This window comes from Streptomyces spinosisporus (genome assembly GCF_022698145.1).
Lineage (GTDB): Bacteria > Actinomycetota > Actinomycetes > Streptomycetales > Streptomycetaceae > Streptomyces > Streptomyces spinosisporus.
This window is the reverse complement of sequence record NZ_JALDAX010000011.1, coordinates 158162-170966: the sequence shown is the minus strand read 5'-3', so window position 1 is coordinate 170966 and position 12805 is coordinate 158162. Positions and strand designations below refer to the sequence as shown.

Sequence of the window (12805 nt, the reverse complement as noted above, 5' to 3'; positions counted from 1 at the left end):
GTCAGTAGAGCTGCCGGTAGCCCTCTTCGAGGGCGTGGTCGAGGATCTCGGGAGCGATGTCGAGTCCGAGCTGGGCGGCGAACATCTCCCCCGCGGAGGGGAGTTCGTCGGCGAGGGCCTGGCTCGCGGGATCCCACAGCCGCGACCGCAGGACGGCCCGGCCGCAGTGGCCGTAAGCCTCCTCCACCTCGACGACGATGGCCAGCTCCGGTGTTCTGGCCTCGGTCTGCATCCGGGCGAGGACGTCGGGTTCGTCGGTGACATACGCCCGGCCGTTGACCCGCAGCGTCTCCCGCAGGCCGGGGACGAGGAAGAGCAGGCCGATGCCGTCGTTCTCGGCGAGGTTGCGGAAGGAATCGGCGATCCGGTTGCCGGGGCGGTCGGGGAGGGCGAGCGTGTGGTCGTCGAGGACCTTCACGAACCCCGGGTAGTCGCCGCGGGGCGAGCAGTCGGCGCGGCCTGCCGCGTCCGCGGTGGCCATGGTCAGGAACGGCGAGTGCGCGATGAAACGGCGGAACTCGTCATCGATGCGATCCATGATCTTGCCCTTGACCATGGCGTCGGGCTCGCCGAGGCGGGCGCGTACCTCGTCCATCGACACCGGCCGAGGGCGTGCGGGGGTGTGCGTCACGAAGGCTCCTTCCGGATACGGGTGGGGCGCGCCGGGCGATCGGGAACGCCCGCGCGCGAGGGCCCCGCCCTGCTGCCGTCGGCGGGCGCTCACCGCTCCGCCGCAGCTCATGGGCCTATTGTGAGCAATAATTCAGGTCTTACGCTACTCGCATTCGAGGCGCTGCCCAGGGGGTGCCATGTCGTCCGGTCGTCGGGGACTTCAGCCACGTAAACAGCCACGCCAGGTCCGCGCCGAGCTCACTCGGCAGCGCATCCTGACGGCCGCTGCTCACGTTTTCGCCGAGCACGGCTATGCCGCCGGGACCACCAACCGCATCGCGGAACGCGCACGGGTGTCGATCGGCTCGCTGTACCAGTACTACCCGAACAAGGACGCGATCCTGCTGGAGCTGCTGACGCGGCACCTCGACACCGGGATGGCGAGCACCAGGCAGCAGCGTGAGAGCGGGCCGCCCGACTCCATCGAGGACATCATCCGCAGACAGGTGCGGGTCGTGATCGAGAACCATCGGGAGGACCCGCACCTGCTCCGCGTCATGTTCGAGCAGACGCCCCGCTCCCCCGAGCTGTTCCAGCGGATCGCGCAGTACGAGCGCGAACACATCGCCTACGCACAGGAGTTGCTCGACGGCCATCCCGAAGTCCGCGTCGCGGACACCTACCTCGCCGCCCGGCTCGTCGTGGCCACGGTCGAGCTCGTCGTCCACCAGCTCATCGCCGAGCCCGACCCCGTCGACGTACGACGCCTGGAGAACGAGCTGGTGGCCATGCTCACCAGCTATCTGACGGCCCCGCCCGGGAGCAAGGAGTGAGCCCGGGCGGGAGGAGTGAAGCCGGAGGAGTGAGCCCGGGCGTGAGGGGCCGTGTGCTCACCGGTCCGCGGTGCGAAAGCCCCGCAGCCGCAGGCTGTTTCCCACGACGAAGACCGAGGAGAAGGCCATGGCCGCTCCCGCGATCATCGGGTTGAGCAGGCCTGCCGCGGCGAGCGGGAGCGCCGCTACGTTGTAGGCGAAGGCCCAGAAGAGGTTGGACCGGATCGTGCCCAGCGTCCTGCGGGCGAGCCGGATCGCGTCGGCGGCGACACGGAGGTCGCCTCGTACGAGGGTCAGATCGCCCGCCTCGATCGCCGCGTCCGTGCCCGTCCCCATCGCCAGTCCCAGGTCGGCCTGGGCCAGCGCCGCGGCGTCGTTGACGCCGTCGCCGACCATGGCGACCGAACGGCCCTCGCCCTGCAGCCGCTTGACGACGTCCACCTTGTCCTGCGGCAGCACCTCGGCGATCACCTGCTCGGGCTCGATGCCGACCTCGGCGGCCACGGCCTCGGCGGCGGCACGGTTGTCACCGGTCAGCAGGACGGGGGTCAGACCCAGCGCCCGCAGCCGGCGGACGGCCTCCGGGCTGGTCTCCTTCACCGCGTCGGCCACTTCGAGGACCGCGCGCGCCTCGCCGTCCCAGGCGACCACGATCGCCGTACGACCGGCGGACTCGGCGGCGTTCTTGGCGAGTTGGAGGTCGGACGGCAGCACCATGGCCCACTCCGTGAGGAGTTGCTCGCGGCCGACGAGAACGGCGTGTCCGTCGACGACTCCCTGGACACCGAGACCGGGGACGTTGGCGAAGTCCTCCGGAGCGGGCAGGGCGCCGATCCGGTCGGCGGCCGCGGCCGCGACGGCCTGGGCGACAGGGTGCTCGGAGGAGTGCTCCAGGGCGCCGGCCAGGCGCAGGACATCCGTCTCGTCCGTGGCCTCGGTCGTGTGCACGGCCAGCAGGGTCATCCGGCCGGTGGTCACGGTGCCGGTCTTGTCCAGGACGACGGTGTCGGCCTTGCGGGTGCTCTCCAGCACCTCGGGGCCCTTGATGAGGATGCCGAGCTGGGCACCGCGTCCGGTGCCGACCATCAGTGCGGTGGGGGTGGCGAGTCCGAGGGCGCACGGGCACGCGATGATCAGGACGGCGACGGCTGCGGTGAAGGCGGCGGTCAGTTCGGCGCCGTTGCCCAGCCAGAAGCCCAGGGTGGCGACGGCCAGCGCCAGCACGACGGGCACGAAGACCCCGGAGATCCGGTCGGCGAGCCGCTGGGCGGCGGCCTTGCCGTTCTGGGCGTCCTCCACCATCCGCGCCATACGGGCGAGTTGGGTGTCGGCGCCGACCCGGCTCGCCTCGACGATCAGCCGTCCGCCTGCGTTCAGTGTGGCGCCGGTGACCGGGTCTCCAACGGAGACCTCGACCGGGACGGACTCACCGGTGAGCATCGAGGCGTCCACGGCGGAGGATCCGTCGACGACCGTGCCATCGGTGGCGATCTTCTCGCCGGGACGGACGAGGAAGCGGTCGCCGACCTTCAACTCCGCTATGGGGACGAGCTGTTCACGACCACCGCGAAGGAGGGTGACCTCTTTGGCTCCGAGTTCCAGCAGGGCCTTGAGCGCCGCGCCCGCCTTGCGCTTGGCGCGCGCCTCGAAGTACCGGCCCGCCAGGATGAAGGCGGTCACTCCGGCGGCGGCCTCCAGGTAGATGTTCCCGGATCCGTCGCTGCGGGCGATGGTCAGCTCGAAGGGGTGCTTCATGCCGGGCATCCCGGCCGTTCCGCGGAACAGTGCCCACACGGACCACAGGAACGCGGCCGACGTACCGACCGATATCAGCGTGTCCATGGTGGCGGCGCCGTGCCGGGCGTTGGTCCAGGCGGCCCGGTGGAAGGGCCAGGCGGCGTAGGTCACCACGGGTGCCGCCAGCGTCAGGGACAACCACTGCCAGTAGTCGAACTGCAGGGCCGGCACCATCGCCATGAGGATCACCGGCACCGCGAGCACCACCGCAGTGGTCAACCGCTGTCGCAGCAACCGCAGTTCCTCGGGCTCGGGCGTCTCCTCGACGTCGCTCTCGGGTGCGGGCGGCGCGGGCTCCTGCGCGGTGTAGCCGGTGGCCTCGACGGTGGCGATCAGGTCGGCGACGGCGATTCCGTCACGGAAGGCGACCTTGGCCTTCTCGGTGGCGTAATTGACGGTGGCCTCGACGCCGTCCATGCGGTTGAGCTTCTTCTCGATGCGGGCGGCGCAGGAGGCGCAGGTCATCCCGCCGATGACGAGTTCGACCTCGGAGGCACCGGGTGCGGTGGTGATCATGTCTGCTCCTCGTATCCAAGGAGTACCCCCAGGGGGTATCCCGTCCAACGCTTCCATGTATACCCCCCACCCGTATTCAGAACAAGGGCGAACACCTCTTGACTTGATACCCCCTGGGGGTACCGTGAGGTGCATTCAGGCGCCCATCGGCAGTCGAGAGACGAGGAATGACCATGAACACCGGACTGCGGATCACCGTCTTCGCCGCGGCACTCGCCGCCACGTTCGGCACGGCCTACGGCGTCGGCAGCGGCGTCGGCGAGGTCTCGCCCGAGCCCAAGCCGGCGGCTGCGGCGCACGGCGGGCACGAGACCGGATCGCACGGCGGCCACGACGGAGGAGGCGGCGCGGCGGCGGCACCGCCCGGCGGACTCCAGATGTCCGAAGGGGGCTACACCCTCGCGCTGAAGACTCCGTCCGTCGAGACGGGCAGGAGCACGAACCTGCGGTTCACGGTCGTGAAGGACGCCACCGGCCGTCCGCTCACCACCTACCAGCGGGAGCACACCAAGGAGCTGCACCTGATCATCGCCTCGCGCGACCTGACGCAGTACCGCCACCTGCACCCGACGCGTGCCGCCGACGGCACCTGGTCCACGCCCGTGACCCTGCCCGAGGCCGGCGCCTACCGGGTCTTCGCCGACTTCACGCCGCGCGGCGGTGAGGGCCTCACCCTGGGCGCCGACCTGACCGCGTCGGGCACTTATCGTCCCGCACCCCTGCCCGCACCCGTCACCACGGTCGAGGCCGACGGATACGAGGTCAGCCTCAAGGGCCGTCCGGAACCCGCGCGGGGCAGCGAGCTGACCTTCACGGTGACCAGGAACGGCAGGCCGGTCCGTGACCTGCAGCCCTATCTCGGGGCGTACGGCCATCTCGTGGCGCTGCGCTCCGGCGACCTGGCTTATCTGCACGTGCACCCCAACGGCGAGCCCGGCGACGGAGCGACGCGACCGGGACCGCGGATCTCCTTCTCCGCCACTGCGCCCAGCACCGGCTCCTACCGGCTGTTCCTGGACTTCAAGCACGCCGGCAAGGTCCACACAGCCGCCTTCACCGTCACCACCACCGGCACCAGCACCGACGGCGCGGTGCAGCAGCCGGACGCCTCATCAACGCACACCGAGACCCCCGAGTCGTCCGAGCACACGCACTGACGGAGGCCGCAGGGGAACGACCCCGACCTCAGACCCTTCCACGCCGGGACGCAGCCATTATTGAACGCGTTCAATTCCGCGGTTAGGCTGGGCCCACCAGAGACGAGGGGGACTCGATGAAGGTAGTGCTGCCCGGGGGAACCGGGCAGGTGGGCACCCTCCTGGACCGTGCGCTGACGGCGGCCGGGCACGAGGTGGTGGTGCTCACCAGGCATCCGGAGCGGGAGCGTCAGATCCCCTGGGACGGGGCGACGCTCGGCGACTGGACCGGGGCCCTCGACGGAGCCGACGCCGTGATCAACCTGGCCGGGCGGAGCGTCTCGTGCCGCTACACCGCCGAGAACCTCCGGGCCATGATGGATTCCCGGGTCGACTCGGCGCGGATCGTCGGCAGGGCGATCGCCGCCGCCACGCGGCCTCCGCGGGTCTGGCTGCAGATGAGCACCGCCACGATCTACGCCCATCGCTTCGACGCGGCGCACGACGAGGCGACGGGCGTGATCGGCGGCTCGGAGACCGGGGTGCCGGACTACTGGGCGTACAGCGTCGAGATCGCGAGGAACTGGGAGCGCGCGCAGACCGAGGCTCCGACGCCGGCGACTCGCAAGGTGGCCCTGCGCTCGGCGATGGTCATGAGCCCGGACCGGGGTGGGGTCTTCGACGTGCTGCTGCGGATGACCCGGCTGGGGCTGGGCGGGCCGGTCGCCGGTGGTGCGCAGTACGTCTCCTGGATCCATGACGAGGACTTCGTACGCGCGGTGGAGTTCCTGATCGCGCGCGACGACCTCGAAGGACCGGTGAACCTCGCCTCGCCCGGCCCTCTCCCCCACCGGCGGTTCATGCGGACCCTGCGCTCGGCCGCGGGCGTTCCGTTCGGACTGCCCGCGACACGGTGGATGACCAAGCTGGGGGCGTTCGCGATGCGCTCGGACACGGAGCTGCTGCTCAAGAGCCGGCGGGTGGTTCCGGGCCGTCTTCACGCGGCCGGGTTCACCTTCACCCGACCCGACTGGGACGGGGCCGCCACCGACCTCGTACGAAGGTCCCGGGCAGCCGCTCGCGCGCGACGCCGGTTCCAACTCCCTTCCGCCTCGGGCAACATCACGTCCTCTTCAGGCAACATCACGACGCGAGTACGATGATCGAGTACTCGGCCCAGTCTGCTTCACCGGCGCGATGGAGTTCTCATGACGACCGGCTCACAGCCGTCCCCCCAGATCGACACCAGCAAGGCGCATCCCGCGCGGGTCTACGACTGGCTGCTCGGTGGTAAGGACAACTACCCGGTCGACGAGGCAGTGGGAGCACAACTGCCGCCCGAGGCCAGGGACGCGGCGCGGCAGAACCGGGAGTTCATGCACCGGGCGGCTGCCTGGCTCGCCGGACAGGGCATCGACCAGTTCCTGGACATCGGCACGGGAATTCCCACGGCGCCCAATCTCCATCAGATCGTGCAGCGCGTCGTGCCGACGGCGAAGGTCGTCTACGCCGACAACGACCCGATCGTGCTGCGCCACGCCGAGGCACTGCTCGTCAGCAGCCCCGAGGGTGCCACCGACTACATCCAGGCCGACGTACGGCAGCCGGACGCGATAGTCGAACATGCCCGCCACATCCTGGACTTCGACCGCCCCATCGCGCTGTCGCTGATCGCGCTGATGCACTTCATCACCGACGCCCAGGGAGCCCATGACATCGTCCGCGGCCTGGTCAACACACTGCCGAAGGGCAGTTACCTGGTGCTGTCGCACGCCGCCTCCGACCGGTTCGAGGAGCTCGTCGAGCAGGTCACCGCGGAGTACGCGAAGGGCGGTATCGAACTGGGCTTCCGCACGCGTCCGCAGGTCGAGCGCTTCTTCGACGGCCTGGACCTCGTACCGCCCGGCCTGGTGACGGCACCGGAGTGGGGGCCTCCCGGCCGGCTGCCCGAGCCCGAGGACAGCGGCATCTACGCGGGAGTGGCCCGGGTCGTCTGAACCCGCCCCGCGCAGGGCTCACCCGGCCAGGGTGGTGGCGAGTTCCCTGGTCGCGTGGACGAGTTCGCGGTCGCGCTCGGCCAGCAGCCGTGGCAGGACGCCGCGTTGGGCGCGTACGGCATGGCGGGCCGCCGATTCCCATTCGACGTAGTCGCCGTGATGGCGGCGGAGTTTGGGGTAGGCGGCGGCCGTGATCTCCCACTGGCGGGCGTCGGCGATGTTCCGCAGGAGCTGCAGGATCTGCACCCGGCAGGTCGTCTCGGGGCGCTGGGCGAGATCCCACAGGAAGGGCACCGTGACCGCGGTCGCCTGGCCGACGACGAAGCCGTACTGGCAGATGCGGTGCCGCAGCCGGTCGAGGGCGTCCAAAGCGGCGGCCTCGTCGCCCGAGGCGATGGCCGCGAGCAGATAGGGAATCGCAGCGGCTGATCCCGAGGCGTCCGCGATGTCGTGCCAGGACACGAGGCCGACATCCCGGAGAGTGGTGGCCGGCTTCTTGGGCCTCACGGGACGTGCCGCCGTGGGTCGGGGTCGTGGTGTCATCTCAGGCACCGGCCCCGGTGGGCAGCATGGCCCAGACGGTCTTGCCCTTGGGGGCGTACCGCGTCCAGCCCCAGTGCTGGGACAGGGCCTCGACGATGAACAGACCGCGGCCGCGCTCCTCCAGCGGGCCCGCGGCGTGCGCGGTGCCGGGGAAGGTGTCGCCCTGGTCGGTGACGGCGCACACCAGGTGAGCCCGACGACGGGTGAGCTTGAGCCACACCCCGGACCCGGAGCCTTCGCCCTCGTCAGGGCGCCCCGCGTGCAGCACGGCGTTGGCGGCCAGTTCGGACACGACGGTGACCGCGTCGTCGCGGCAGCTCGCCAACTCCCAGTCCTTCAGCACTCGTTCGGTGAACTCGCGCGCCTGGGCGCAGCCTGCGCGGTCGCCTGACAGACGCAGAGCGGCTGTGGGGTGCGCGAGGACGGACACGACAACTCCTGAAGTGACGTCAGGACAAGGCGCCGACGGAGGGCTCGGCGCCTTGGCTATTATCCACGTCGACCGCACGCTCGTGCAATTTCATGAGAAATTGCGCGCGCAGTTCGAGCCAGTCATGTGCAAGGAGACTGCAGTGCCATCAGTTCCGAATGGGGTACGAGCGAGTTCGCTGGGCGTCCGCTGGACCAAGAGCCGGCACAGCAACGCCGAGGGCAACTGCGTCGAGGTCGCGGCGCTGGCCGAGGGAGGAGTCGCGCTGCGCAACTCCCGTGACCCGCACGGTCCCGCGCTCATCTACACGTCGACGGAGCTGGCCGCGTTCCTGATCGGTGCGAAGGAGGGCGAGTTCGACGACCTGTTGTGAGGCGCGCGGGCCCATCGGACCGCTTGCTTTGGCCTGAGCATGCGGCGGCACCCGTCCGGATGCGATAATGCGGCCTGTTGCCCCCTGCCCACCGGGAGTCAGGATGTCCTCCGAGTCGCCGCGCGTCTCCCGTCTGGAACCGTATCTGCAACGCACGGAACCGGCGCCGACTTTGCTGAAGATGCTGGTCGGGGTGCAGCTCGCGGGCATCCGCGAGGACGCGGGGCTCGCCCAGGAACAGGCCGCCCGCGCCGTGGGGTTCAGCCCGGCGAAGCTGTCACGCATCGAGGCGGGCAAGGGGCGCAGGCCGCCGACCGAGGGCGATGTCCGCACACTCCTCGACCACTACAAGACCGAGGAATACGAGGCGTCGGTCCTGCTGCAACTGCTGCGGCGTGCCGGGGAGCCCGGTTGGTGGCAGCGGTTCGACAAACGCCTGATGCCGGAGTGGTTCGACCGGCTGGTCGGACTGCAGGAAGCGGCCAACTCCATCCGTACGTTCGAGATCCAGTACGTGCCCGGACTGCTGCAGACTCCCGCCTACGCCCGTGCCGTGGTGGAGCGCGGGCTGCCCTCGGCACCGGCCCGCGAGGTGAGCCGACGCGTCGAACTGCGCACCAGGCGCGGGGAGTTGCTGCAGCGCCCGGACGCCCCGCAACTGTGGGCGATCATCGACGAGTCGGTGCTGTTGCGTGTCCTGGGCAGCCGCGAGGTGATGCGTGAGCAACTGGACCATCTGGTCACCATGGCCCAACTGCCCCACGTGTCCCTGCAGATCGTCCCGCTGGACGTCACCAACGCCTCCGCACCGGCCATCCCCGTCACCTATCTGCGCTTCGGTGGGCTGGATCTGCCGGACATCGTCTACCTGGAGCACATCAGGAGCGCGACGTTCCTGGAGGACCGCGACGAGACGGAGCAGTACCGGGTCACGCTGGACCAACTGGCCGACGACGCCCTCAGCCCGCGCGAGTCGTTGACTCGCCTGAAGGAGACGATCGCGCAGCGGTACGGGGGCGCGTGACCCGGCCCGTCCCGGTACGACGCGGCCGAGCCGCTACGGCATGCGGCCCACGCCGCCGAACTCGATCCACTCCTGGGTGAGCTGACGCGGCGCCACCTCGTTGTCCGGGCGCCAGGTGGACACCTCCACCAGGCCCGGCTCCAGGATCTCCAGTCCGTCGAACAGCGCCGCGACGTCCTTCTCCTGACGCACCCGGCCCCAGTGCCCCTGCGTCGCCCGGTCCATGAAGCCGGTCACGAAGTCCCGTACCTCCTGGTCCTCGCTCACCAGCTGACACATCAGCAGACAACTGCCGGGCGCGAGCCGTTCGCGGACCCGTTCCACGACCGCGGGGGGCCCGTCGGTCTCGCTGTCCGGAATGCAGTGGAAGACCGAGTTGAACAACACGGCCACCGGCTCCGAGAAGTCGATCAGACGCTTGGTGTCGGGGTGGGAGAAGATCTCGTCGGTCTCGCGCATGTCCGCCTGGATGACGGCGGTGCGATCGTTCTGGTCCAGCAGGGCCCGGCCGTGCACCAGGACCATCGGGTCGTTGTCGACGTAGACCACGCGCGAGTCCGGGTCGATCTGCTGCGCCACCTGGTGCACGTTGTTCTGGGTGGGCAGGCCGGACCCGTGGTCGAGGAACTGCCTGATGCCGTATTCCTGCGCCAGCGTCCGAACCACTCGCTGGAGGAAGCGCCGGTTGTTCAGGGCCAGCGCGCGGGTGCTGGGCACCACCTTGTCCAGTTCCTCGCAGGCGGCCCGGTCCACGGCGTAGTTGTCCTTGCCGCCCAGGTAGTGGTCGTACATGCGCGCGGCTGTCGGAACCGTGGCATCGATCTTCGTGGACAGCCGCTTCCCGGACTCCATCGTCTCCCCCAGTTCAACACCGCATCGAGCGGACCGGTTCGCCAAGCAACACATCCTAGGGAAAAAGCACTGGGTGGAGCCACTCCTCTGGCAACCCCGATCAACTGATCAACTCAGGCGGCCGAGCAGCGATGTGACCACCCATTGGACGAGCGCGCCCAACGCGGCCGCCAGCGCCACCTTCCCCGCCTTCTTGCCCGCCCTGCGCGCGACTCGACGAGCCCTTCCGGATTCCTGCTCAGGTTCCCTCATGAGACCCACCATTCAGTGAACACATGGACACTGAAAAACAGGCTAGGGAGTCAGGACGGACCTGACTCCGGTCCGGATGCCACTCAACTCACCCGTGTTTGTTGGACAGTTCTCACAACCTCTTGACGGAGGTGGTTCAGACCTTTAAGTTCTCCCACACCCACCAGGTTCACAGACAAGCACTCTGTTCAGACTTGTGAACCTAGCGCTTCGGGCACGTGCTCACCCCCACCATCGAGAAAGCAGGGCACGCCATGAAACGTTCGAAAGTCATGGCCGGTGTCGGCGTCACGGCCGTCGTCGGTGTACTGGCGGTCATGAGCACCGGGAACGCCACCGCCGCCGATCCCGGCAAGGCGCCCGGCGGCAACTTCGACCTGTCGATATGGCAGCTTCAGGAGCCCGTCGGCTCTCCCGGCTCCCCCACCACGATCCCCTCCTCGCGCCTGCAGGGGGCGAACGGCTACCAGGACTCGTACTTCTACACCGACAAGCGCGACGGCGCGATGACGTTCTGGGCCCCGGAGAAGGGCGTCACCACGCCCAACTCCAACTACGCCCGCTCCGAGCTGCGGGAGATGAACCGCAGCGGCAGCGCGGCCAACTGGTCACTGAGCGGCAGCCACAAGCTGAGCGCCACCCTGCGGGTCGTGTCGGTCACGAAGAACGTGTGCGTCGGCCAGATCCACCTCGGCACCGGCGGCTCCTCCACCAAGCCGCTGGTGGAGCTCTACTACCGTTCGAGCGGCGACATCGTCCTCGGCACCGAGAACTCCCCCTCCGGCGGCCAGACGCTGCACACCGTCGGCCATGTCTCCGTCGGCAAGACGTGGACGTACACCATCGCGGTCTCCGGCGGCGACACCATCGACCTGACGGTCAACGGCAGCACCACGCACTACTCGATCCCGTCGTCGTTCTTCTCCTACAAGCAGTACTTCAAGGCCGGTTCCTACAACCAGTCGTCCTCCGACAGCACCACGAACGGCGCACGGGTCGCGTTCTACGGGCTGAACGTCTCCCACAGCAGCTGACCGCGGTCCCCGACGATCCCGGTGTCCCGCAGCCCGGCACCTCCCGGTGGGCTGCGGGACACCGGTCGTGGGTGCCGTGACCTCGTGGGTGCCGCGACCTCGTAGGCGCAATGGCCCTTGGCCGAGGCCTACTTGGCGGGTGCGAAGACGCGTTGCGCCGCCACCGCGGCCCCACCTCGCGCCCACTCCTCGAACGGCAGCGGGCGTACGACGAGATCGCAGTCCACGGCAGCGCCGAACGCGTGGTCGACGAAGCTCTGCCTGATGTGGTCGGCGAACAGGTCGTAAGAAGCCACGCCCTCACCGGAGATGATGATCCGCTCCGGGCCGATGAGGTTGGCGACGCAGGCCAACGCCAGGCCCACGGCACGTCCTGCGCCGGCGAAGACCGCCCGGACCGCGGGATCGCCGGCGTGTGCGAGACGCACCGCCTCGTCCATGGTCAACCGGGCGTTGCCGGTGGCCTGCCGGGCCTGCTCGGTGATCGCGTGGGTGGACGCGACCGCCTCCACACAGCCGGTGTTGCCGCAGGTGCAGACGCGTTCGACACCGCTCACCGGGAGATGTCCGACCTCGCCCGCCACTCCGTGCGCACCGGAGACCACACGACCGCCGATGGAGAGTCCCGCGCCGATGCCTGCGCCGACGGTGACCAGCGCGAAGGTCGACAGGCCCGCACCCGCCCCGAACCACTGCTCGGCCACGGTCAGCGCCCGTACGTCGTTCTCGATGACCGTCGGCGCCCCGGCGGCGGACTCGACGAGCTGGGCGAGCGGCACACGGCGCCAGTCGAGGAACGGTGAGTACTGGACGGTGCCCAGCCGGCTGTCCACGTCGCCCGAGATCGTGACGCCGATGCCGTGGAGGGCATCGGACTGCGCCATCCCGCCTGCCGTGCGCAGCTCGTCCACCAGCCCGGCGATCGCCAGGACCACGGTGCCCACGTCCCGTGAGTCGAGCAGGACGCGGCCGGTGGCCAGCGGACGGGCGGTCAAGTCGGCCAGTACGCCGATGAGTTCCTCGCCGGTGACCTTCACGCCGGCGAACAGGGCGCGTTCCGCGCGGACGGCGATGAGGGTCGCGGGACGTCCGCTGGCCCCCTCCGTGGCGGGACGGCCCACCTCGGTGATCCACCCGTCGGCCATCAGCGGGGTGGCCACCTTGGTGACCGCTCCCGGCGTCAGCCCGGTGCGCCGACCGATCTCGGCGCGGCTCAGCGGGCCGTGCTGGAGCAGGGTCTGGAAGACCAGAGCGGCCGCGGGGGGCTGATCGGCGAGGGTCATGGGGACGACCTTACCTTTCCTTTGGAAACTAAGACAAGCGCCCGATTCACCCTATGTCTTGGCCGGAAACTGCAGGTCACGTGCCGTTTTCTGACGGAAACCCAGCGCTCGACTCTCTAGACA

Annotated in this window: 13 protein-coding genes; 7 read left to right on the top strand and 6 right to left on the bottom strand. The window is 69.5% G+C overall.

What is annotated here, in order from left to right; translation table 11 throughout:
- Position 1: 1 nt before the first annotated feature.
- Positions 2-631, bottom strand: coding sequence for an MSMEG_1061 family FMN-dependent PPOX-type flavoprotein (locus tag MQN93_RS27200; protein ID WP_242711626.1), 630 nt, complete (start codon positions 629-631; stop codon positions 2-4).
- Between the two features lie 178 nt (positions 632-809).
- On the opposite strand from MQN93_RS27200, the gene MQN93_RS27195 reads away from it, so the two are divergent.
- Positions 810-1445 carry a TetR/AcrR family transcriptional regulator gene (locus MQN93_RS27195; protein ID WP_242711625.1) on the top strand — a complete coding sequence of 212 codons (636 nt, stop codon included), beginning with the start codon at positions 810-812 and terminating at the stop codon, positions 1443-1445.
- Positions 1446-1502: 57 nt separating this feature from the next.
- Here MQN93_RS27195 and MQN93_RS27190 read toward each other — a convergent pair whose 3' ends face one another.
- Positions 1503-3758, bottom strand: coding sequence for a heavy metal translocating P-type ATPase (locus MQN93_RS27190; RefSeq protein ID WP_242711624.1), 2256 nt, complete (start codon positions 3756-3758; stop codon positions 1503-1505).
- 173 nt (positions 3759-3931) lie between these two features.
- On the opposite strand from MQN93_RS27190, the gene MQN93_RS27185 reads away from it, so the two are divergent.
- From MQN93_RS27185 to MQN93_RS27175, 3 genes are all read left to right on the top strand, one after another.
- Entirely contained in the window at positions 3932-4915 is a 984-nt protein-coding gene (locus tag MQN93_RS27185) for a DUF8832 domain-containing protein (RefSeq protein ID WP_242711623.1), read from the top strand.
- Positions 4916-5031: 116 nt separating this feature from the next.
- Complete coding sequence (locus MQN93_RS27180) at positions 5032-6057, top strand: TIGR01777 family oxidoreductase (protein WP_242711622.1); 1026 nt, start codon at positions 5032-5034, stop codon at positions 6055-6057.
- 45 nt (positions 6058-6102) lie between these two features.
- Positions 6103-6891, top strand: a complete 789-nt coding sequence (locus tag MQN93_RS27175) for an SAM-dependent methyltransferase (RefSeq protein ID WP_016432996.1) — start codon at positions 6103-6105, stop codon at positions 6889-6891.
- A gap of 18 nt (positions 6892-6909) precedes the next feature.
- On the opposite strand, the gene MQN93_RS27170 is transcribed toward MQN93_RS27175, so the two are convergent.
- Positions 6910-7353 carry a hypothetical protein gene (locus tag MQN93_RS27170; protein WP_308404415.1) on the bottom strand — a complete coding sequence of 148 codons (444 nt, stop codon included), beginning with the start codon at positions 7351-7353 and terminating at the stop codon, positions 6910-6912.
- Between the two features lie 82 nt (positions 7354-7435).
- The gene (locus MQN93_RS27165) at positions 7436-7864 is read right to left on the bottom strand and encodes an ATP-binding protein (protein ID WP_242711620.1); all 429 of its coding nucleotides are present in this window, start codon (positions 7862-7864) and stop codon (positions 7436-7438) included.
- Between the two features lie 142 nt (positions 7865-8006).
- On the opposite strand from MQN93_RS27165, the gene MQN93_RS27160 reads away from it, so the two are divergent.
- On the top strand, positions 8007-8237 hold the full coding sequence (locus MQN93_RS27160) for a DUF397 domain-containing protein (RefSeq protein WP_037781320.1): 231 nt from the start codon (positions 8007-8009) through the stop codon (positions 8235-8237).
- Positions 8238-8340: 103 nt separating this feature from the next.
- The gene (locus tag MQN93_RS27155) at positions 8341-9261 is read left to right on the top strand and encodes a helix-turn-helix domain-containing protein (protein ID WP_242711619.1); all 921 of its coding nucleotides are present in this window, start codon (positions 8341-8343) and stop codon (positions 9259-9261) included.
- Positions 9262-9294: 33 nt separating this feature from the next.
- Here the strand turns inward: MQN93_RS27155 and MQN93_RS27150 are convergent, their stop codons facing one another.
- Entirely contained in the window at positions 9295-10113 is an 819-nt protein-coding gene (locus tag MQN93_RS27150; RefSeq protein WP_242711618.1) for an SAM-dependent methyltransferase, read from the bottom strand.
- 506 nt (positions 10114-10619) lie between these two features.
- Between MQN93_RS27150 and MQN93_RS27145 the strand changes: the two genes are divergently transcribed.
- The gene (locus MQN93_RS27145) at positions 10620-11399 is read left to right on the top strand and encodes a polysaccharide lyase family 7 protein (protein WP_016433002.1); all 780 of its coding nucleotides are present in this window, start codon (positions 10620-10622) and stop codon (positions 11397-11399) included.
- A 128-nt stretch (positions 11400-11527) separates the two neighbouring features.
- Here the strand turns inward: MQN93_RS27145 and MQN93_RS27140 are convergent, their stop codons facing one another.
- Positions 11528-12682 (bottom strand): ROK family transcriptional regulator, encoded by a 1155-nt coding sequence (locus MQN93_RS27140; RefSeq protein ID WP_242711617.1) that lies wholly within the window; start codon positions 12680-12682, stop codon positions 11528-11530.
- Positions 12683-12805 lie beyond the last annotated feature (123 nt).

What these genes read in the sequence shown, in the direction of transcription:
- MQN93_RS27195 (WP_242711625.1), top strand. Translation starts at nt 810, where the DNA reads ATGTCGTCCGGTCGTCGGGGACTTCAGCCACGTAAACAGCCACGCCAG.
- MQN93_RS27190 (WP_242711624.1), bottom strand. Translation starts at nt 3,758, where the DNA reads ATGATCACCACCGCACCCGGTGCCTCCGAGGTCGAACTCGTCATCGGC.
- MQN93_RS27185 (WP_242711623.1), top strand. Translation starts at nt 3,932, where the DNA reads ATGAACACCGGACTGCGGATCACCGTCTTCGCCGCGGCACTCGCCGCC.
- MQN93_RS27180 (WP_242711622.1), top strand. Translation starts at nt 5,032, where the DNA reads ATGAAGGTAGTGCTGCCCGGGGGAACCGGGCAGGTGGGCACCCTCCTG.
- MQN93_RS27175 (WP_016432996.1), top strand. Translation starts at nt 6,103, where the DNA reads ATGACGACCGGCTCACAGCCGTCCCCCCAGATCGACACCAGCAAGGCG.
- MQN93_RS27155 (WP_242711619.1), top strand. Translation starts at nt 8,341, where the DNA reads ATGTCCTCCGAGTCGCCGCGCGTCTCCCGTCTGGAACCGTATCTGCAA.
- MQN93_RS27150 (WP_242711618.1), bottom strand. Translation starts at nt 10,113, where the DNA reads ATGGAGTCCGGGAAGCGGCTGTCCACGAAGATCGATGCCACGGTTCCG.
- MQN93_RS27145 (WP_016433002.1), top strand. Translation starts at nt 10,620, where the DNA reads ATGAAACGTTCGAAAGTCATGGCCGGTGTCGGCGTCACGGCCGTCGTC.
- MQN93_RS27140 (WP_242711617.1), bottom strand. Translation starts at nt 12,682, where the DNA reads ATGACCCTCGCCGATCAGCCCCCCGCGGCCGCTCTGGTCTTCCAGACC.